Here is a 19,897-nt window from a genome sequence, read left to right on the forward strand (position 1 = left end):
TTCAAATTCATGTGCTATCAAGGTACAAAATAGGTATGGAAATTATAGTTATTAGGTTATATATTTTGTCTATTTAAATCCTCTTTTGTAAATTCAACAGTCTTATTACTGAAATAAAACCAATTATGTATAAATTATCGCTAATTATTTTCCTTAAGATCTGTTGCCTAAGTAGTAGCTTTGCCCAATCTACTAGCAACTCTTCAAATAGTGAAATACATAATACTTTCTCGTATGCGTATATACGTGTAGAAGGAAAATTCTTATCGAAAAAACTAAAGGTGAAAGTGGACTTGGGAGACTCAGATGAACAGATCGCAGAAGGTGAAAAGCTTTCCGAAATATTAACCAATAAAAAGTCGTATGCCTCCATATTGAACTATATGTCTAAAATTGGCTATGAATTAGTAAATGCATTCAATCTAACTGATAACTATAACGGTTCCGGCGGAAACAAAAACTACAGAATAATATATGAACATACAACTTAGTGTAAATAGAGATTTGAACGCAAATGACATTCTGAAGTTGTATCAATCTAATAAATGGAGTGCAGCCGAAAAACCTGAACTACTGATCAAAGCACTCTTAAATTCGCATTCTCTGGTTACTGCCTGGGATGGTACAACATTAGTGGGCCTCGGCAATGCAATTTCCGATGGGTATCTGGTGGTTTATTATCCACATCTCCTAGTGCTACCCTCCTATCAAGGCAAAGGAGTTGGGCGTTTGATTATGGATAAAATGCAAGAGATTTATAAGGGTTTTCATATGCAGATGCTCACCGCCGATGGTAAGGCTATTGAATTTTATAAAAAGAACGGCTTTGAACGAGCTGGTCAAACAGAGCCGATGTGGATCTATTCGGGGGGTGATCATTAAATTTGAGGAAACAACAAAACCCGAGCAACTATTGTCAGCAATAATGGGTGTTTATAAATAGACTTTTCATTCTGAATCAAAGGTTCGAAGAGCCTGTCGTAATTAATATAACCGAAAAATATTATTTATTTAAAAAGAACAACGTATGAGATTCGTATTTACATTGCTGCTTACATTTTTCTATACGCTGAATTTTGCTCAAGAAATTGAATACTCTACAAATTGGGTAAGTGGTATAAAACAACAGGTAATTCCTAAAGACCGCAGTCTAGTCTTAAACAATGGAAGTATAAAGGATAGCGTCATGTATTCGAAATATTACAAATTGAAAAAAGTAGACAAAGGCCAACTGACGCTTGATATAATACTAAAAAAAGTACGTCCTCTGTCTGTAAATCCTGTAAAATTTGACATCATCGTTGCTGGTGGAAATAAAGGATACACTTCGATCTATTATAAAACCTCTATACCATTTGACAAAATTTCTTCGAAAATATATATCCCTTTTGAGGCGGAGGTCGACTCTATTTCGGTGTTTTTTATTAGTTCAGGAAGTTCTAGTTTTTCAAAAATTGAAGTTCGTCCGGAAATACAATTTGGCAAAATATTGAGACAATGGGAAGAAAGATTTGTGACGAAGATCAAAAGTCAAGAAATGGTGTCTAATCTCGTAGAATTAGCGCAAACCTGGGGCGCTATCAAATATAATTCTCCTTCAATTTCATATAATGATATTGATTGGGATGAGATTTTATTTGAACGGTTGTATAAGATCTTTGCGGATATTGAAACACCTAAACAGAGCATAGATATCTTGCTTAGTTATGTTTCTTCAAAACCCGATACGGCTTCCATAGGACTAAAATCAGAAAGTCTAATTCTCGAAAACCTAGATAATTCGTGGATCCAAAAGTCATCATTGCTCTCCGCGATACAAAAAAAACGATTACAAATAATAGTGGATAATCCTCCTGCTTTTAAAAACAAATATATTGATCGAACTGATAATTTAGTTTATACAAAACTTCAGGAGAAAACACTGCACAAAAATACATTACCCAACGTTTATGAACGTCTTGTCAACCTATTCAGATATTGCAATATCATAAAATATTTATATCCATATAAATATACACTATCAGGGCAATTTGACAATGGTTCTCTGCTAGAAGAGCTGATACCTAAATTTATCAATGCAACGACTACACTGGAATATAACAAACAATTAGTTATATTGAATTCAACCATTAAAGATGCACATAGTGCCATACCAACATCGTCAATAGGTTTTGTTCACAGCGTCTACGGAAATTTCGCGATAGGGCTGCCTATGCATATTAAGAAATTCAAGCAAGATTTTATCGTGACAAATATTGATAGTTCGTTTTCAAAAACAACTGGAATACAAATAGGTAGTGTAATAGATAGAATAAATGGAGTACCACTGCATGAGTCCTATCAAAAAATAGCATCCTATATAGGAAGCCCTAGACCAGATGTACATCAGTACTTCGTCAATAGAGAAAAACTCATGAGTCTAATCCCTATATCGGACACCATAGATATAAGCTACTCCACGAATAAAATTGATAAAACCATCAAGATAAAAGGAGATATTAGTCTTTCCCGCCTCTTTAGCAAACTAAAAGACAACAATGCAACCCTTCAAAAGTCTATTGAACATCATGGAATTTATAATATCGATGATAGTATTACATATATAAATCCAGCACATATTGACACATCGACGGCTATCAACGCTTGGATAAATCATAGTAATAAGATAATACTGGATTTACGAAATTACCCAAACGGTAAACTTTATATACAATCATTCATTTCTCCGGACCTGTTGTTTGCAAAAACACAAAAGCTATCTCATTATCCTCAACGTCTAATTGAGTCTGATATAACGACAACGGGCGGAGCCAACTATCGTCATAGCAGAAAAATAGTGGTATTGATTTCGGAAGCATCAAGGAGTAATCCAGAATTCCTAGCGATGGCGTTGAGAGCTGCTCAGAGATCAGATGATATTACAATAATAGGCCGGAATTCGATGGGGGCTGACGGTAACGTTGTGACAATCCCATTAATAGGAAGTCCTACGTTTAGGTTTTGGTACACTGGTACTCGAATACTATACCCAGATCATGGAGAAACCCATGGTATCGGAATTAAACCTGACATCTATGTTCCACTTACTGAAGAGGAAGTGACCATGGGAGTAGATAGCATACTTAATAACGCTATTGATATTATCAGGAAGTGAAAACATTAGTACTTTTAATTGACACGGTCTCATAAAGTTAAATAAATAAAAAATGCGAAGTCCTTTCCCATTCCGCATTTTTATAACTTACACACTTTATGAGACGGTGTCGAAAAAACTGCTATTATGTGAGGTCGTGATTACATCCTAAGTGAAAGCAAATGGCGGGGATGAATAGAAACTTATTCCCGGATCATTAACTAATGATGATTACAAAAAAGTGGCCGCAGAATTTGGGGTTAACTGGGATGGAATTTGAAACGAAATATAATATGGATATTCGTTTTTTTATTGCATATTAGCCAGCGGAAAATTAGACCATTAGAATTGGTACAACCTATAAAACATATTGATTATGGAAAGGCCATATAGCGGTATTGCAACCCATTACGAAACTCCAACGGGATATTCCATTATCGTCCCGGCAAAGAAGCATTTACCTATTATCATTATTTTTAGTTTATGGCTGCTTGGTTGGATACAATCAATTATTTTTTTTGCCCCGACACTCGGAGACTTTTACGATACAAACGGAGGTTTGAGCTTTGAGGTGATATTTTTTATAGTTTGGTGGATCCTCTCGACGGCAGCTGGCTTATTTGTAATGAAAACGTTAATGTGGTACCTCATTGGAAAAGAAATCATTACAATAGATCGCGATCAAATAAGTATTTCCAGAAAAAATGATATTCTATTCAGGCATAAGATTTATGATCTACAAGAAGCGAAGAGATTTCATGTTGAGGAAGAACATTTTGAATTTGTTTTTTGGAACCAAGGGAATAGTTTAGGTATTTTTAGAAATAGAGGTACTATTCGATTTGAATATGGTTTTAAAACCATAAAATTTGCAAATGATATGGATCAAGCTGAGGCAAATCACATCCTGGAAAGATTAAGATCATCGGGCTATCTGACCGCTACTAATTTTTGATTAAATTTTATATAGCTATGGACGTATGGGAAATAAAATACAGACCTGCATTAAAAAGTGATCTGAAGTTTCTGCTTGATCTCAGGATACAGACGATGAATCAGCATTTAATTGCAAGCTCCTTACCGGTCTCTGATGAGGCACATTTACAAAGGATTGAATATCAATTTGTACACGCCACAATAATTGAAATAAATAAATGTGCCATAGGTCTATTAAAGGTTCACAGACAAGCAAATAACATAGAACTGATACAAATTCAGGTGGCTCCCTCCTATCAAGGCAAAGGAATCGGTACGAGAATATTGAATGATTTGATAAAGGAAGCTACTGAATCAGAGAAAACGATCACATTAAGTGTCTTAAAAACCAATCCAGCTAAGGGTCTATATTTAAGCGTGGGTTTCAAGATTGTTGGTGAGACTGATGACTCCTACCTGATGTTGTTTGAAAAAAGAGTATCTAAACAGTAGATATTGTAAAATGTATAAAGTATCGATAATTATTTGCGTCATTAGTTTTTACCTGATTGGCGATATAAAGAAATTGTTGTCTGAAACTACCTGTTGAGCATATTTTTCAAATTGGGCAAATCCATTGCCGTCAATCCGATATAAGAAGGTGTTAATACTAGCCTTGACTTTAGCTCTTGTGGCAAATCATTTAATGATTTGTCATCATCTATAATGATCATTTGATCTGGAAGGATATTTTGACGCACAATCTGACCCAATACCTGATCCTTCCGTGTAAAGCGATGATTTAAGTGCTGTTTAACATTATCCAACAAGGCGAGCGAATCTATTCGAATATCCCTATCAAGAAATATCTTTTGCCATTCTGTTATTGTATATTTAAAACGGTGCGAGCTAGAAAGGATCACTTGATCTTCTTTAGCAATGAATATCGCATTAAATGTCTCTACAGCAGCACTACTGAATACATAAAAGCCATCGGTTGCCTGCTCCACATGTCTATATGGATTGGCATGTACCATGACACCGTCTATATCTAAAAAGAAGATCATAAGGCAACTAAGCTAATAATTAATAGGGGACTTTCAATCCACCCGTTTGCGATTTAATAATAAAAAATATTAGCCATAGATTGATAGTCCAGCCTAATTTTGTAAATTCAAATATCATCACTATATGGTGCTCACTCTCTTATATATGAAGAGAGTCATTAATTAATTAATCAACCTACACTTTTGGGTAATTTTCTTATTGCCAATAAAATATGAGAACTTTAATACTTATCTTATCGACTAATTATATTACCAAGTGAAAAGATATTTAATGTTTATTGCGTTGCTGGGGCTAGGCTTTGGCGCGTGTAAGAAAGATGATGCCGCAAAATCAAAAGAAGACACGATTATAATTGATGGTGAGGAGTATTGATTACCTGGATTTTTCAATGGATATGAATAAGTTCGGGCCCGATTTACGATACGCTAAAGCTAATAACTTATGAAACCGTTAAGGCTTTTAAGTATTTTCTTCTTAGTACTAATAAATAATTTTTGTTATATCACAACCTGTTAATTTACAAGCTGTCAAATTCTCCCTTTAAAATTTCATGAAGAACTTAATCTTATCAGACTATATCCCCTTATTTTTTATAATAATAAGTGTACTTATATTTTTTACGTCCGATAATAAGCCATTATATTTATTAGCTATAGCTTTTATAAATACACCTATTTTCCTGAAAAAGAAAGTAAATGAAAACCTATATAAGGTAATTCAGATCACATGTTCCATTATTGCCATTGTAATAATTGGTTATGGATTTTATACTACGAACAATTAATGTAAAAAGACAGGTTTCTCTCAAGGCCACATTAAAAATTCTATACCAGGCAGTTTTCCTTACCAAAACAACCGATATCAGCAATTGGATGGCTGCCTCCTATTTACCTGGGCTAGAGGTAATATTATCAGGTCTTTATAAAATTATATTTATATTGGACTTGAAATAGAGACTATCCATACTTAAATACTATACCTTGATTTTTTATGGATAACGATAATTTAGTTAATTACTTTTACTATGCTACATTTAATTAATTTCAGCAGGTTCCATCCCGCATTCTTGCTAATATTACTCTTCTCATTAAAAGGCTTAGATGTAAGGGCGCAATTGTTTGATCAGGACAGATTGAAATTAATATCTCGGCAGTTTGCCTTTACAGAAGGGCCGGCAGTGGACAAGGAGGGGAATATCTATTTTACTGACCAGCCCAATAACAAAATCTGGAAATACAACACGGAAGGTCACCTTTCTCTTTTTAAAGATTCAGCCGGCCGTGCCAATGGACTGTACTTTAACCATCGCGGTCAGCTACTTGCCTGCGCAGACGAAAAAAACGAAATTTGGTCGATAAGCAATGATGGCAGAGTTACCGTCCTGCTGTCAGATGTAGATGGAAAGAAACTGAATGGTCCAAATGATCTTTGGGCAGATAAGAAAGGTGGTATTTACTTTACAGACCCTTACTACCAGCGTGACTACTGGACCAGAAAAAAACCAGAGATAGAAGGGCAAAAAGTTTACTACCTCCCTCCGGGAAAAGGTAAAAAACCAATTGTAGTGGCTGATGATATAGCTAAACCTAACGGCATTGTAGGATCGCCCGATGGAAAATACCTATATATAGCGGATAGGGTGCGAAATAAAACTTACAGATATATCATTGAATCTAACGGTAAGCTCAGCGGACAAAAGGCGGTCATCGACCAAGGCTCTGATGGGATGACATTGGACAATCAGGGAAATGTCTACCTTACGGGGAAAGGTGTTTCTATCTATAGTCCGATAGGCGTACTGATAGGACATATTGAGGTAAAAGAACCATGGACATCGAATGTCTGTTTTGGTGGCAAAGATCGAACTAATCTATTTATCACAGCTTCAACAGCGGTTTATTGCATCCCAATGCATACAAAGGGAGTAGAATAAATTGTCTGTCTTCAGCAGTTGACGTAAACAGCAGTTTAGTAAGCTCTACTGATTATATGGACAGTTTCGCATTTGAATACATCCAAGAAAGACGATTATCCCGAGCGATTTTATTTTTTTCGTCAAAATATCGTTCGAGTCTTATAGTGTTCTGCCTGTTCGCCTGTGTTGAAATGTTATTCAAAAATTAAGATCATGTTTCTCCTTTAAAAACTCCCTTCCTAAAATTTCAAACATGTTAAATCATCTTTATAGGCTTTTTTATACAATTCAATGATCTTTGCTAATAAAAAAGCTCGTTCTTCATCGGAAATTTTCTTCCCGTTGTCCCACTGCCTGATACTTTCGGGATCAATTACCGAAAACCTTGCTGATATATCACAAATCAGGGCGCTGCCATTCTTTTGAAAAAACAATTCTTCTCCTCTTCCCAGTATTTTCATTTTATAGATGACCCCATCTTCGTCTTTAAATTCATAAACTCCGGTGATCGTTGATTTTGTTTCTTCTGCTCTGTTCATCCCAATCCATGCTAGTCAATACAATTTTTAGCCACAGTACTTGTTATTTTTCAAATTTAGAATTTTTCCAAGCATCAATCATCTCTTTTCCGCATTTTGGATCATCAAACATTGTTGATAAATTTAAAGATATTGATATTTATAATACCAAAGACTTTCCGTTTGTTTATGGCAACCAATATGATTAACAGTTGATTAATTCTCCTAATATATTGACAACTATTAAATTATCACAAAAACATGCTCTACGCTCGCCTAATTAGCTTGTAGATTTCAAACCAGAGTACAGATACAGCAGCAACAGCGAGTGCTATAGTCAATTCAGATACGCTAAGGGCTCTGACCTCAAAGAAAGAGGCGACAGGTCTGCAATATAATATGACAAATAGCAGGATAAGCACTGCACAAGAGATCCCTACAAGTAGAAAATTGCGATTCTTAAAGCTTTCGACTATGCTATAATAGAAAGAGCGGTTGGCATAGCTCAACAGTATATTCGCAAAGATCAAAGTACAGAATACCATCGCCCTTGTCTTTTCTTCGCTTCCACCATGCTGGGCTGTAAACTGATAGCTAAACAAGATTCCGACTGTGATCGCTATTCCCTGAATGATGCTTATCCCTAGTTCGTTGATGCTCAAAAAAGTCTTCCCCATTGCTCTTGGTGGCTGATTCATCGTGTTTTTTTCGATAGGTTCATTCTCATATACAATAGAACAGGTAGGCCCCATGACCAGTTCCAGAAAGATCACATGGACAGGGCTAAATATCTGCGGATAGATCCATCCCAAAAATAAGGGCAAGGATACGGTCATAATAATGGGAATATGAATGGAAATAATATATTGCACAGCCTTTTTGATATTGGAATAAATCCGGCGGCCAGCAGCGATGCCGACAATTAGCTTCTGCAGATCATCGTTGGTGATGACCAATGCTGCCGCTGATTTGGCGATCTCGGTTCCCTTATTTCCCATAGCCACACCGATATGGGCTGCTTTCAATGCGGGTCCGTCATTTACCCCATCTCCGAGCATGGCGACAACCTCACCACTTTTTTTCAGCGCATTGACAACGGCAAGTTTTACGTCGGGAAACATTCGGGTGAATAACGTTGTCCGTTGAGCGATAGTTATAATTTCATCTTCGGTATTCCCAACGATTTCGCTGCCATTTACAGCCGGAGAAGTATTGACAATTCCTGCCTGCAAAGCGATTGCTTTTGTCGTCTCAGCATTATCGCCGGTAATCACCTTTACTTTAATGCCCGCAGCATAGATCTGCTGAAAGACCTCCCTTATGCCCTGCTTAGGCGGATCATAGAAGACAGTAAGCCCTAAAAACTCAAATTTAAAATCCTGTTGTTTTACTGGAAACTCATTTCCTTCAAAATGTGATTTGGCGACACCAAGAATCCGATATCCCTGCTGAGCAAATGTTTCAATCACCCCCCTTATCTTATCTTTGTCTACATCGGATAGCTTGGAAACGCTAATTATCGCCTCGGGAGCGCCTTTGGCCGCAATAATCCGCTCCTTTTCACTATTTTCAAAAAGATGTGTCATCATTGGCGGTCTACCCGCAAGAGGATATTCATGAAAAAGCTGATAAGCCCTTCTCAGATCATTTTTTTGTGTTTCTTCGTAGATCTTATGTAACGTGATTTCCATGGGATCAAAAGGCACAGGTTCACTGCTCCACATCGCATAGTCGATGAGTTCATTAAGCGCGCTGTCATCAAATTCACCTTCAGCATAAACGGTATCGGAACGATAATCATATAGGTGTTTTAATTGCATGATGTTGGCCGTAATAGTGCCTGTCTTATCTGTACAGATTACTGTCGTACTTCCTAAAGTCTCAACAATACTGCTCCTTTTTATAATAATTCCCTCGCGCATGAGCTTCCATGCACCAAGCGCCATAAATGTTGTAAATGCAACAGGAATTTCTTCGGGCAGCACAGACATCGCCAGTGTCAGTCCACTGAGCAAGCTCTCCACAATATTGTGGGTATCCATGTAACTGAACAGGCACACCAGCAGGAAAATAACAATTCCGATGATTGCCATTGCTTTAACAAACTTCCGGATCTGTACCTGCAAAGGTGAGATCTCTTCTTTTATCGTCCGCATGGATTCGCCGATCTTGCCGACGCGTGTTTCTTTGCCTATCTTTTGTACCTGAAAAACTGCAAGCCCCGAAACTGTTAGTGTTCCGCTATATACTAAATTGTCGGTTGTCGCACTATCCTTAAAAACTGAAAAACTCTCTCCTGTGAGCGATGATTCGTTGACCGAAAAATCATTACTGTGTACTATAATTCCATCAGCATTTATCATGCGTCCTTCTTCTGTGATACAGAGATCCCCTACCACAATTTCCCGCGTAGCAATCTTTACCACCTGACTATCTCGAATGACCACACTCAGCGGCTCATTTAGTTTTTCAAGCTCTTCCAGCGCTTTCTTGCTACGGTTGTCCTGATAAAACGAAATCGCTGTTACCGCCACAATGGCCAGCAGCATAAAAGCCGCTTCAGCATAGTCGCCCACAATCACATAGATCAGTGAAATAACGATCAGCAAAATCAGCATGGGCTCTTTTAAAACTCCAACAAGCAATTCCAGCCAAGTACTTTTATGGCTTTCCGCCAACTGGTTATACCCATATTTTGCCCTAGCCTGATTTACTTCGTCCTGACTGAGACCTTTAAGGTGACTGGGGATATTATATGCCATAAAGAAATTGATTAATATAGAAACGATTATCTACTGACTGTATAAGAAACACCATTTCCCAAAATATGTTCTTTAGGAACCGGCATAATTTATAGAATCCCCTCTAAATCCGTTTTTTACGGGCAAGGGTATATAGCCGCGACGACCAGATGAACCCAAGCTATGATAGTTTGAGAGCTTTTTAGTATAAAATAATTACAGGCTATGCTTACTGATATCGCAAAGAAAAAAATATTTTTTATAGAAGCTCATTAGATTTATGATATTTTTGAATATTTAATTAACCGTATGAATAAACTCAAACAGTATATCAAAGACAAAAATTGGGTAGAAGTGCTAGATCAATGTAAAGTGCTGAATCCCGATGAACGTGCAGCAACTATACAATACTTGCATTCGCTGGATATTGACCGCGATATTTTAGAAAAGGATGGCCACAGCTTAGATGTACCGGCTCGACTTGATTTTTATGAGAACCGTAAACGGGTTTATGCAACGCTAAATTTTGCACTTATCGCCTGTACCCGCCAATTTGAGGATATCGCAAAGATTGAATACTTAAAAGGAGAATGGCTTTCGTGTCCTTTAACCTCCTACCTGAACAATCCTACTATTGGTGTGGAACCCTTACTGGCTTTTTATCAGCTGTTCCCGCCCGACTATCTGCATAAAATCGTTAAGGCTTCACAAAAGGAACGTTTTGGCGGCATCGATTTCAAAGTGCTATGGGCATTTTACGAACAAGGTTGGATCGCTTTTGATGAAAGCTATTTTGTTACTCGTTTGTTTACGATAACGATGTTTGACAGAAATACAGAAATGGAGGCCAATTTTTTATTGAAAAATCAGGATGCTATCGACAAGGTGTTTTTTCGATTCCACCAATATGAGATTCCTGTGCTCGACATTTCCAAATGGAAAGCCCGTGAAGGATTTGTCTGTAAAAAGGTGACTGAGTATTGGACGGAAGTTATACAGATCATGCAAGAGAAGGGCTATGTATTTGACCGCGTTATTATTCCCAATTTAATGGAATCTCTACTCAATAACTGGAAGAAACCACACTTAGATTGGCATATCCGACTGTTAAGCTTGTTTAATACTACACAATACGATTATCTGCAGCAGCAACAGCTCTTGTTTTCGCTACTGAATACCTCGAATACAAGCCTTATTAATTTTTCGGTCAAACAGATCAAGACAATCTATAAAATGGATGGTTTTGATGAAATTGGATTTATTGATCATGTGAGCAGTATTTTCCCAAAGGGGAAAATAGAAAAATCCCTGCTACTGTGCCTGGATATCGTCGAATACATTCTGAAAAAAGAAGAACATAACACGCTTGACATTTCCGCAGAGCTATCCATGCTGTTACTCCAGACGGATCCAAAATTACAGGAAAAAGGTGCCCAACTTTTAGTGGAACAAGCTGAGCCAGAGATACTGGAGGATCTGGTTGAACCGCACCGCAGTAATTTAAAACTCAAGACCCTCGAAATTCTCGGCTTAGGTCAGGCGACTCCATCCGTAGCAGAACCCGTATTTGAGGAGGAGGCGGAGCTACTGGAACAAGTCACGATCCCTTCAACTTGGGATGCTTTGTTATTTCAGATCGGTCATTTCATCAGAACGAAGTCTGCCTTAGATTTTGATCTCTTCTTAGAAGGGCTGAATCAGTTGCAGAATGATATCCCCAAAGATTACAAAAAGCAATTGAAACCTTATTGCAAGCAGCTGTTTAGCCGATTTTGGGATATTGATTACATGGGCTTTTTCGCCCAGTTTATGCACTATTGGATTGGCGATGATAATCTGGAAAAATCAAGCGATGAAAGTGACAGCATTCCCTTTGCACAGCATAAGCTGGATTGGATGCGACAAAAACTCGCAAGCAACAATAGCTTACCATTTCTGTCGACACCAAGCCACCTACCCTTTTTTCTGCTCCCTAAAGTACTGGTAAAACGCTTGCTCGAGTATGAGCAAAAAAAGGTAGCTATTGAAATGGAAGATCTGATCGTGGCCTGTAACAAACTGTTATATCAACAAACTGATGAAGAGACCATTCGCCTTGTGAAGACCTTAAAGGGGAATTACGCTGCTGCAATACAATACTATTTAGGAGCTACAGACGAGGTTAAACCCACAGCGGATGTATTGGCACTCTGGACGCAGGTAACACGGATCAAACAGCCGGACCATATATTTCCGGAATTTGAAAATACAACGGCCAAAAATTATCCGGCCGTCGTTAACCCTTTTGAGATTTCATTCGAAATTATCATTGACAAAAACGAATACTCAACCTGGCACAGGATATTGCTGGAACATAATTGGAATTATAGTTGGTTTAAAAGGGACGAAACCAAATATTATCCCCCACTCTTTTATAATACGGCGCCTTTCTCAACGGCATTTCGGGAGGCCATTGCTTTTCAACTCAGTTTAACACCTCAATACATCGGTCCGCTGCTATGCCGGTATATCCCAGATACAGCTTCGGGAAATGAAGTAAAAGAAATGGAACACGGCCTCTACCCCATGCAGTTTTTGATGGATCATCGCCTCGAAGTACATGGTAGCGGTTGGCTATATATTGCGGTTTGTTTATTGTTTGAAAAGAAGATTTCGAGGGATCTGGCGGTAGAATATGTTCAGTTTTCACTGATAGATAGAAAATGGGATCTTTCTTACCTTGCTCTTGCTATCGGGAGACTACTTGCCGGCGGATATGCACCTGTTAATAGGTTTATAGAATATTTGGATCGTCCATCTGTCTCACAGCAGATCAAGGATTTCCAATTATTATGTATGGAGAAGACCCTGGAACATCTCGATGGCCAGCATCTCCCTGTAAACAGCAAAAAATTAGTCGCTTATTATATAGAGATTTCGGCCCAACTTCATAAAGAAGTAAATCAGGCATTTCTAAGTAAAGTAAAACGCAAATGAATCTAGACTTTGAATATCAGTATCAACATGCTTCTACGATCGCTACGGGGGGACGGGACAAATCCTTTATCCTGGCGCATTGTTCTGAAATTGAACAGGACAATCAGGTTCCCTGCTTTTTTCATGGGAATATTATCAATTCATTTGTCGCTTCAAAATGTTTGAGTACGCTCGGTAAAACAGTACGCTCCCATTTTGCGATCAGCCCGGATCAGCGCATCAATATGCGTGATCCGATCGTTTCTGTCGGGAATAATCAGCTTCATTTTGAGGCTTTTTCATCCTGTAACAGTGTTTACGCTCGCATTGATGTACTACAAACAGGAATCGACGGAGAGTTTATCCAATCCGGCTGTACCAATGTGGATTTTAACGATATGACGATCCGCGCTTTTAATACCGTCGGCCGGACAGATAAATTGATCGTTGGCGTTGGTTCCAATGAGCTGAAGATCATTACAGCGCGCACGGAGAGCACTGAGAAAAAAGTGAGTTTGCCTGATCGCTGGATTAAGGGTTTGGGAAATGTCCAGGTTTACTTATCGCAAATGGAGCTTGCCTTTAAATTGAATAAAATTGAAGCTTTGCAGCTCTTTAAAGCCATACCTAAAACAGCGGTTAAGCCCGAGTACTTTTTATTTAGGTCTGGGAACAGCTATACTTTTTCCGCAACTGCCAAACCCAATAGTTTAAAAATAGGTGGCATTCACAGGCTCAATCTACTTGAAAACCTATTGGTGCATATAGACAGTGTTTCTTTCTATAAACACGAAGATCAGCAAAGTACAGCGGTGGTACTTGACTTCAGGGACATACAAATGCTGTTTCTACTTTCGGAGAGCGTATACCGCGGGTTTTCCGGTGAAAGTAAGCATATCGAAAACCTGCTGGTTGAACTGCCTGAAGAATGGCTATTGGGTATCAATAATTATTTTAAAACCAATGAGGTTTTTCAGCCTACGCTGATTTCAATGGAATATGACATTCAGCTGGGGACCATGCAAACCATGCAGGCCTCACTTTCCAGTATGGGATTATTGGGTTACGATTTATTGAGCAACAATTATTTTTACAGAAAGCTTCCCTTTAAGCTTTCACGCTTAAAACGCTTTAATCCAAGGTTGCAAAATGCGATTAAATTGTTTAATGAAGATGCAGTGCTGCTCCTACAGAATGACAAAAATGGTATTAAGGCTGAAGTGAAAAGCAGTGCTGACCTGAGTTATATTGTCGTCGGTAGAGGTGATGATCTGCAATGTACTTGTACCTGGTTTACGAATAATAGGACGAATAGAGGGCTCTGCAAACATATCATGGCGGTAAAGATGAAACTGGGCGAATAGTCTACCAGATTGACAAGCCCTGTGCGATGGAATGGATATGAGCCCAACTTGAATAGATAAGGTTTTGTTCGATGTTCGAATATTCTTGTGGCGATAGTCCAATAAACTTTTTGAAATTGCGTTCCAGTTGTCTCACGGTTATACAATTTCTTTTTGCCAGATCAAAAACGCAAATTCTCCCCTTGAATAAATGTATATCATTAATAACAGTGTGTAAATGATTTGTTTTGGTCTTTATTCTTTCGGAATAAAAACGATCAAAATATTTAAATGGATCTTCATATACTTTATCAACATCAAAAGCAATGGATTTTTCAAATTCGATAGTGTTATTTGTCAATTCAATTTGAGAAGCATAATGATAGAAATTAGCAAAAGTTGCGGGTTTTAAACAAACACAAATAAGATGGGTATCGTTATCAATAAGGCTGTCTTTGAAAGCATTCATAGCACCTACTACATAGGTTTTCCCATAATCCACGGAGAAACCACCATTATCAGTCAAACATCTATTTCCTAAATTCAATAGGATGCCAGCACAACCATCCGGGAAAACCCGCTCCAAGCCCTTTTCATATTCTTTTCCCTTCAGTTCCCAATAAAAATGAATAAAGGGTTCTAATTCTTTGTAAGGCTTCACTTTTTTGTATTCCATGCGGCAACTTCAAATAACCTCTTTCAACCAATTGATATACCAATCTTCAAAAGACACCCTCAAGCCATTAGTATCTAATAAAGGGGTTATTCCTCCATAGTCAGACCTCTCATCAGTCCAAATATTTCCGTATTCAATTCCATTTACAACCAAAAGATAAGTACAACCGTGTCCAATATGGCAAATCTGCAAACATCCATGTATATGGCCTGTATCCATATATGAATTTAACTGATTTTCATCTGGTCGCTCTCCACTTTCCCAATCAATATCAAAAACCCAGTCTTCATTCCAGCTTTCAGAATAAGCAAATGGCATTGTCAGATCAATAGCAGGTTTTGTTTTAAGTTTAAAGTCTATCATTGATTCCTCTAAGGACAAAAGCCCATAATCTGGTCCACTGCAACCATTCCCTATTTTGGTAATGAAGTCTCTATAATTTTCAGGAAACCTAATCCTTAGATTGCGTTCAATATAAAAAATCTCGGATTCGGGAATAGGAGGATTAAGAAAAAACTCTTTTGGTGTAATTTTATCTAATTTATTCGGGTTATCCTGTAGAAAGCGTAATTTCTCTTTGATGAAATTTATATCCATGCATAATTCTATTTTTGTGACCTCTTACCAAAAAACTGGAATATTAAAAATAAAGAATTCGGTGATGAATTACTAATTTAAAAAGGAAGTCCCTCTTGGTACGATTAAAATTACCAAATTCTTATTATGTACGCTCATATGGCTGGATGGTTCGCCGTCAGGTTTAAAACACTTGCAAAATATGTTGAAGTTTTATTAAGCGATTAGTGTATGGTATTCATTTCAAATGGCATAGGAAAAAAGTTTATAATTTTTAAGTATTTAAACAGAAAGCGGTTTACATTCCTTAAATAAACCTATTGGAATAGTTTGGGTATTAAAGAATAAATCTTGCTGCGATAAAATACCCGCCCCCAATAACTAATAATGGAAGTGCTATTGATAGCAGAAGCAATGTCCATATAAATACTCTGAAGTAACTATACAAAACTACTTTCGACGGATCGCCAGGATCATAGATGACAATTGTTTTCTCCCCTATTTCCCAGGTTGGAGGATCGTTTCCTTCGGCTAATTCGTAAGTAATTAACTGATCATCTTTTGTATGAAAAGTGAAGATCGGCGCAAATACTTCGCCTTCTGATTCGTACCTGTGAAGGTCAATAACAGTTGCAATAGTTTTTTCTCCATTTTTTAGAAATACCATTGTATTACGGAAGCTAAATATCGCCAGTAAAAGGAACACTATACCTATTCCCAGGATTAAATAATATTGCCACATAGGTTTATTTTTAATTTGTTCCACTTTTTAATTATTTTATTATATCTAATTGATAAATAAATATTAACGAATATAAACAATTTTCGAAAAGTCAATCAACAGCCGAAGACTCCAAACAAATAATATTAGATGAAAAAATAAAAGAAGGTATTTTTACCTTTGTGTGAGGTAAAACAACGGCTCATGTACGATACTTTAATCAACTATATCAATTCGCGGGTCTCCAGACCCCTAACCTTAGATGAAATTGGGATCCTAAAAAATAATTTTGTTCACCGCAAAATCAAAAAACGTCGAGCATTTTTGCAGGAAGGTGAAATATGTAATTATATGGGATTTCTTGTCAAAGGTGCTATGAAAAAATACAGTATAGACGCTAAAGGTGCCGAGCACATCATGAGCCTTTATATTGAAGGCTGGTGGGTCGGTGATCGCGAAAGTTTTGCCAAAACCACACCCTCCGCCTTCAATATAGATGCTTGTGTAGATACTGATTTGCTTATCTTGAGCAAAAACGCTGCAGAGGAGGTATTTTCCCTTCCAATCATGAATGAACTTACACGCCAATTGGACGAAAATTATTCCTATGCAAGCCAAAAAAGGATCAATGCCGCTTTAAGTATGACGGCTGAAGAACGCTATAATATGCTTATTGATAGCTATCCCGAATTTACACAGCGATTTACACAGCAACTGATTGCATCTTATCTAGGCATTACCAAAGAAACGCTGAGCAGAATCAGGTCCCGGGCAGTCAAAAAATAATCAGGATTGATTCACAAGCGGAATTACCTTTGTTCCGATTAATTCAATAGCTCTGAATATATCGTCCTTGCTTAGTCCTGGATTGTCCATCTGAAATGTAAATCTTGAGATCCCACCCAATGCCTCACTATGCCTCAATATCTTTTCTGCAACTTCTTCGGGGTTGCCAATAACATAGGCGCCAGCCGACTCAGCTTGGGCTTCAAACATTTCCCTTGTGGGCGTCGACCAGCCTCTCTCCTTTCCAATCTTGCCCATCATTTCCTGATACCCCGGAAAATAGAGATTTTTAGCCTTCGATGTTGTATCCGCTACAAAACCGAGGGAATGTAACCCTACTTTAAGCTTCTCCCGAGGATGCCCGGCTCTCTCTCCGGCTTCATAATATAAATCTATCAAAGGCCGAAAGCGATGGGTTTCACCACCGATGACGGCGACCATTAATGGGAGCCCCAGTTTTCCGGCGCGAATAAATGATTGTGGCGTGCCTCCTACTCCTATCCAGACAGGTAGCTGCTCTTGCACCGGCCTCGGATATATCGCCTGTTGTATGAGCTCTGCGCGGAATTTGCCCTTCCAGGTTACTGTTTCATGATCACGTATTTCAAGGAGCAATTTGACTTTCTCCTCAAAAAGTTCGTCATAGTCCTGTGTATTGAATCCAAATAATGGGAAAGCATCAATAAATGATCCTCTTCCGGCTACAATCTCAGCCCGCCCTTTAGATATAATATCCAATGTTGCATATTCCTGAAATACTCTTACCGGATCTGCCGCGCTCAGTACAGTAACGGCACTCGTTAGACGGATATGCTGAGTTCTGGCTGCCGCTGCCGCCAGTATGACTGCCGGTGATTCATCTAAAAATTCTTTCCTATGATGTTCCCCGAGCCCGAAGACATGTAATCCTGCCTGATCTGCAAATGCTATCTTTGACAACAGGGCTTCCATGGCCGTCATATTTTCCTCTGAACTCAATCTACCATTGTATGCTCCGGTAGCTATAAAACTATCTATTCCTATTTCCATAATTACTGATTTAATCTGAGAGACTTCCATTATTGAAAATTAATCAAAGTTCAGTTTTTCCGATGGCTTAAAACGATGATCTAGATCAAAAAAATTTTTCTATATCGAGCCCTATTACTTATTCTCAAATTCGGCCTTATCTGGAAATTTGATGAAATCAAAAAGGATCTGCAATTATTGTCCCATTTTTTAAATGCGAGTAGATGGAGGGCCTTAGGAGCGGAAGGTTATAATACCATTCCGCCGTCCATAAGGATTTCCGTTCCGGTCATGAAGCTTGCCACATTGTTATCTGACAGATAAATAACGGCTTTGGCAACATCTTCAGCTGTTCCCATTTTTTGTAATGGAATTCCACTGATCAACCATTGATCAAGACCTTGCAATGTTTTTTCGTCCAATCCCGCTTTGGTCATAATTTCCGTTTTTGTAGGTCCCGGACTTACCAAATTTACTCTGATTTTTCTTGGTGCTAATTCTGCAGCGGCAGTTTTTGCAATGGAATTCAATGCTGCTTTGCTTGCCTGGTAAATCGAACTATTCGGTTTAGATGTTGTCGCGACGTTGGAGGAAAGGAACACCACTGAAGCCCCATCGTTCAACAGGGGAATAAATTTGCTTAAGGTAAAATAAGCTCCTCTGAAATTGATACCCATTACATTGTCGAAGTTTTCCGCACTCATATTTTCGATCGGGCCTAAAGTTCCGGTGATACCTGCGTTAATAAACAGGATATCAACTTTCCCGAATTGCTTTTCAACTTCGATCTTGAAATTGTCGATATCTTCCAATTTCCCCTGATCTGCCACAAAAGAAATAGCTCCTAGCTCCACAGCAGCTTTTTCAATGGCTTCTTTTCGCCTTCCGGTGATAATTACTTTTGCTCCTTCGGCGATTAACTCTTTTGCGGTGGCATATCCTATTCCGCTGTTTCCACCTGTTACGATGGCTAATTTGTTATTCAACTTATTCATTTCTTTGATTTTTTTTTCAAAGTTAGCGGGAATTGATATACTTTTGTTACCAGTATAACCGAGTATACCAGTATCATTCATTATATCATTTAACTTTACAACTATGGAAAGAGATCAGACAGAAGAACTTAGGGCTTTGCAGGACACCCTTTATTTCATTGGAGGAAAGTGGAGAATACCTATCATCAATTCGCTTTGCAACGGCAACCGACGTTTTCGTGAAATTGAAAGAAGTATCCCCGGAATAACCACTAGGATGCTGTCAAAAGAGCTGAAAGATATGGAATTAAATAAGTTGGTTAAACGAACTGTTTATCCCGATACTCCTGTTTTAATTGAATATGAACCTACTGAATATTGCAGGACTTTCGGAGATATTATCTCGGAAATGATTATTTGGGGTAGAGAACATCGGAGAATGATTGTGGCGGATAAGAGTTAGCACCATTTTATTTGTTTAAAAATGGTTCAGAAAGCAAGTCTGAATCTTTTACTTAATTTATGTTCTAGATCTTTATTATATTTTATATCCTCTATAACCGCCGTT

Annotated in this window: 18 protein-coding genes; 10 read left to right on the plus strand and 8 right to left on the minus strand. The window is 38.0% G+C overall.

The genetic code is table 11. The features are described 5' to 3' along the window. Positions 1-281 precede the first annotated feature (281 nt). The 5 genes from ABDW32_RS20460 (at position 282) to ABDW32_RS20480 (ending at position 4,561) form a co-directional block, all read left to right on the plus strand. On the plus strand, positions 282-491 hold the full coding sequence (locus ABDW32_RS20460) for a hypothetical protein (RefSeq protein WP_343565692.1): 210 nt from the start codon (positions 282-284) through the stop codon (positions 489-491). Next, positions 475-882: a GNAT family N-acetyltransferase gene (locus tag ABDW32_RS20465; protein WP_343565693.1), complete on the plus strand. Its 408-nt coding sequence runs from the start codon at positions 475-477 to the stop codon at positions 880-882. Before ABDW32_RS20460 ends, ABDW32_RS20465 begins: the two co-directional genes overlap by 17 nt. 145 nt (positions 883-1,027) lie before the next feature. Then, complete coding sequence (locus ABDW32_RS20470) at positions 1,028-3,154, plus strand: S41 family peptidase (protein WP_343565694.1); 2,127 nt, start codon at positions 1,028-1,030, stop codon at positions 3,152-3,154. A gap of 355 nt (positions 3,155-3,509) precedes the next feature. Beyond that, positions 3,510-4,088, plus strand: coding sequence for a hypothetical protein (locus ABDW32_RS20475; protein WP_077433858.1), 579 nt, complete (start codon positions 3,510-3,512; stop codon positions 4,086-4,088). 17 nt (positions 4,089-4,105) lie between these two features. Then, positions 4,106-4,561, plus strand: coding sequence for a GNAT family N-acetyltransferase (locus ABDW32_RS20480; protein ID WP_077433860.1), 456 nt, complete (start codon positions 4,106-4,108; stop codon positions 4,559-4,561). Between the two features lie 86 nt (positions 4,562-4,647). On the opposite strand, the gene ABDW32_RS20485 is transcribed toward ABDW32_RS20480, so the two are convergent. After that, positions 4,648-5,115: an HAD domain-containing protein gene (locus tag ABDW32_RS20485; protein WP_343565695.1), complete on the minus strand. Its 468-nt coding sequence runs from the start codon at positions 5,113-5,115 to the stop codon at positions 4,648-4,650. 1,025 nt (positions 5,116-6,140) lie between these two features. On the opposite strand from ABDW32_RS20485, the gene ABDW32_RS20490 reads away from it, so the two are divergent. After that, positions 6,141-7,049, plus strand: a complete 909-nt coding sequence (locus ABDW32_RS20490) for an SMP-30/gluconolactonase/LRE family protein (protein WP_343565696.1) — start codon at positions 6,141-6,143, stop codon at positions 7,047-7,049. A 221-nt stretch (positions 7,050-7,270) separates the two neighbouring features. On the opposite strand, the gene ABDW32_RS20495 is transcribed toward ABDW32_RS20490, so the two are convergent. Together ABDW32_RS20495 and ABDW32_RS20500 are read right to left on the minus strand one after the other, a co-directional pair. Then, positions 7,271-7,570 carry a hypothetical protein gene (locus ABDW32_RS20495; RefSeq protein ID WP_343565697.1) on the minus strand — a complete coding sequence of 100 codons (300 nt, stop codon included), beginning with the start codon at positions 7,568-7,570 and terminating at the stop codon, positions 7,271-7,273. Positions 7,571-7,815: 245 nt separating this feature from the next. Then, complete coding sequence (locus ABDW32_RS20500) at positions 7,816-10,311, minus strand: cation-translocating P-type ATPase (RefSeq protein ID WP_343565698.1); 2,496 nt, start codon at positions 10,309-10,311, stop codon at positions 7,816-7,818. Positions 10,312-10,599: 288 nt separating this feature from the next. On the opposite strand from ABDW32_RS20500, the gene ABDW32_RS20505 reads away from it, so the two are divergent. Both ABDW32_RS20505 and ABDW32_RS20510 read left to right on the plus strand, forming a co-directional pair. Further along, on the plus strand, positions 10,600-13,266 hold the full coding sequence (locus ABDW32_RS20505) for a DUF6493 family protein (RefSeq protein WP_343565699.1): 2,667 nt from the start codon (positions 10,600-10,602) through the stop codon (positions 13,264-13,266). Then, positions 13,263-14,609 (plus strand): SWIM zinc finger family protein, encoded by a 1,347-nt coding sequence (locus ABDW32_RS20510; protein WP_343565700.1) that lies wholly within the window; start codon positions 13,263-13,265, stop codon positions 14,607-14,609. The genes ABDW32_RS20505 and ABDW32_RS20510 overlap by 4 nt, the downstream gene beginning before the upstream one ends. Position 14,610: 1 nt before the next feature. Here the strand turns inward: ABDW32_RS20510 and ABDW32_RS20515 are convergent, their stop codons facing one another. The 3 genes from ABDW32_RS20515 to ABDW32_RS20525 all read right to left on the minus strand — a co-directional run bounded on the left by ABDW32_RS20515 (position 14,611) and on the right by ABDW32_RS20525 (position 16,606). Further along, positions 14,611-15,264, minus strand: coding sequence for a DUF6597 domain-containing transcriptional factor (locus tag ABDW32_RS20515; protein WP_343565701.1), 654 nt, complete (start codon positions 15,262-15,264; stop codon positions 14,611-14,613). Between the two features lie 9 nt (positions 15,265-15,273). Further along, on the minus strand, positions 15,274-15,861 hold the full coding sequence (locus tag ABDW32_RS20520) for an SMI1/KNR4 family protein (RefSeq protein WP_343565702.1): 588 nt from the start codon (positions 15,859-15,861) through the stop codon (positions 15,274-15,276). A 316-nt stretch (positions 15,862-16,177) separates the two neighbouring features. Then, entirely contained in the window at positions 16,178-16,606 is a 429-nt protein-coding gene (locus ABDW32_RS20525) for a DUF3592 domain-containing protein (protein WP_343565703.1), read from the minus strand. 159 nt (positions 16,607-16,765) lie between these two features. Here ABDW32_RS20525 and ABDW32_RS20530 point away from each other — a divergent pair, with 159 nt between their 5' ends. Beyond that, positions 16,766-17,347, plus strand: a complete 582-nt coding sequence (locus tag ABDW32_RS20530; RefSeq protein ID WP_343565704.1) for a Crp/Fnr family transcriptional regulator — start codon at positions 16,766-16,768, stop codon at positions 17,345-17,347. Here the strand turns inward: ABDW32_RS20530 and ABDW32_RS20535 are convergent, their stop codons facing one another. Then, entirely contained in the window at positions 17,348-18,376 is a 1,029-nt protein-coding gene (locus tag ABDW32_RS20535; RefSeq protein WP_343565705.1) for an LLM class flavin-dependent oxidoreductase, read from the minus strand. Between the two features lie 227 nt (positions 18,377-18,603). Further along, entirely contained in the window at positions 18,604-19,350 is a 747-nt protein-coding gene (locus tag ABDW32_RS20540; protein WP_343565706.1) for an SDR family oxidoreductase, read from the minus strand. 103 nt (positions 19,351-19,453) lie between these two features. Between ABDW32_RS20540 and ABDW32_RS20545 the strand changes: the two genes are divergently transcribed. After that, a complete protein-coding gene (locus ABDW32_RS20545) occupies positions 19,454-19,792 on the plus strand; it encodes a helix-turn-helix domain-containing protein (protein ID WP_343565707.1) in 339 nt (112 codons plus the stop codon). Positions 19,793-19,897: the final 105 nt, after the last annotated feature.

The sequence above is a fragment of the Sphingobacterium sp. genome, assembly GCF_039596235.1.
Taxonomy (GTDB): domain Bacteria; phylum Bacteroidota; class Bacteroidia; order Sphingobacteriales; family Sphingobacteriaceae; genus Sphingobacterium.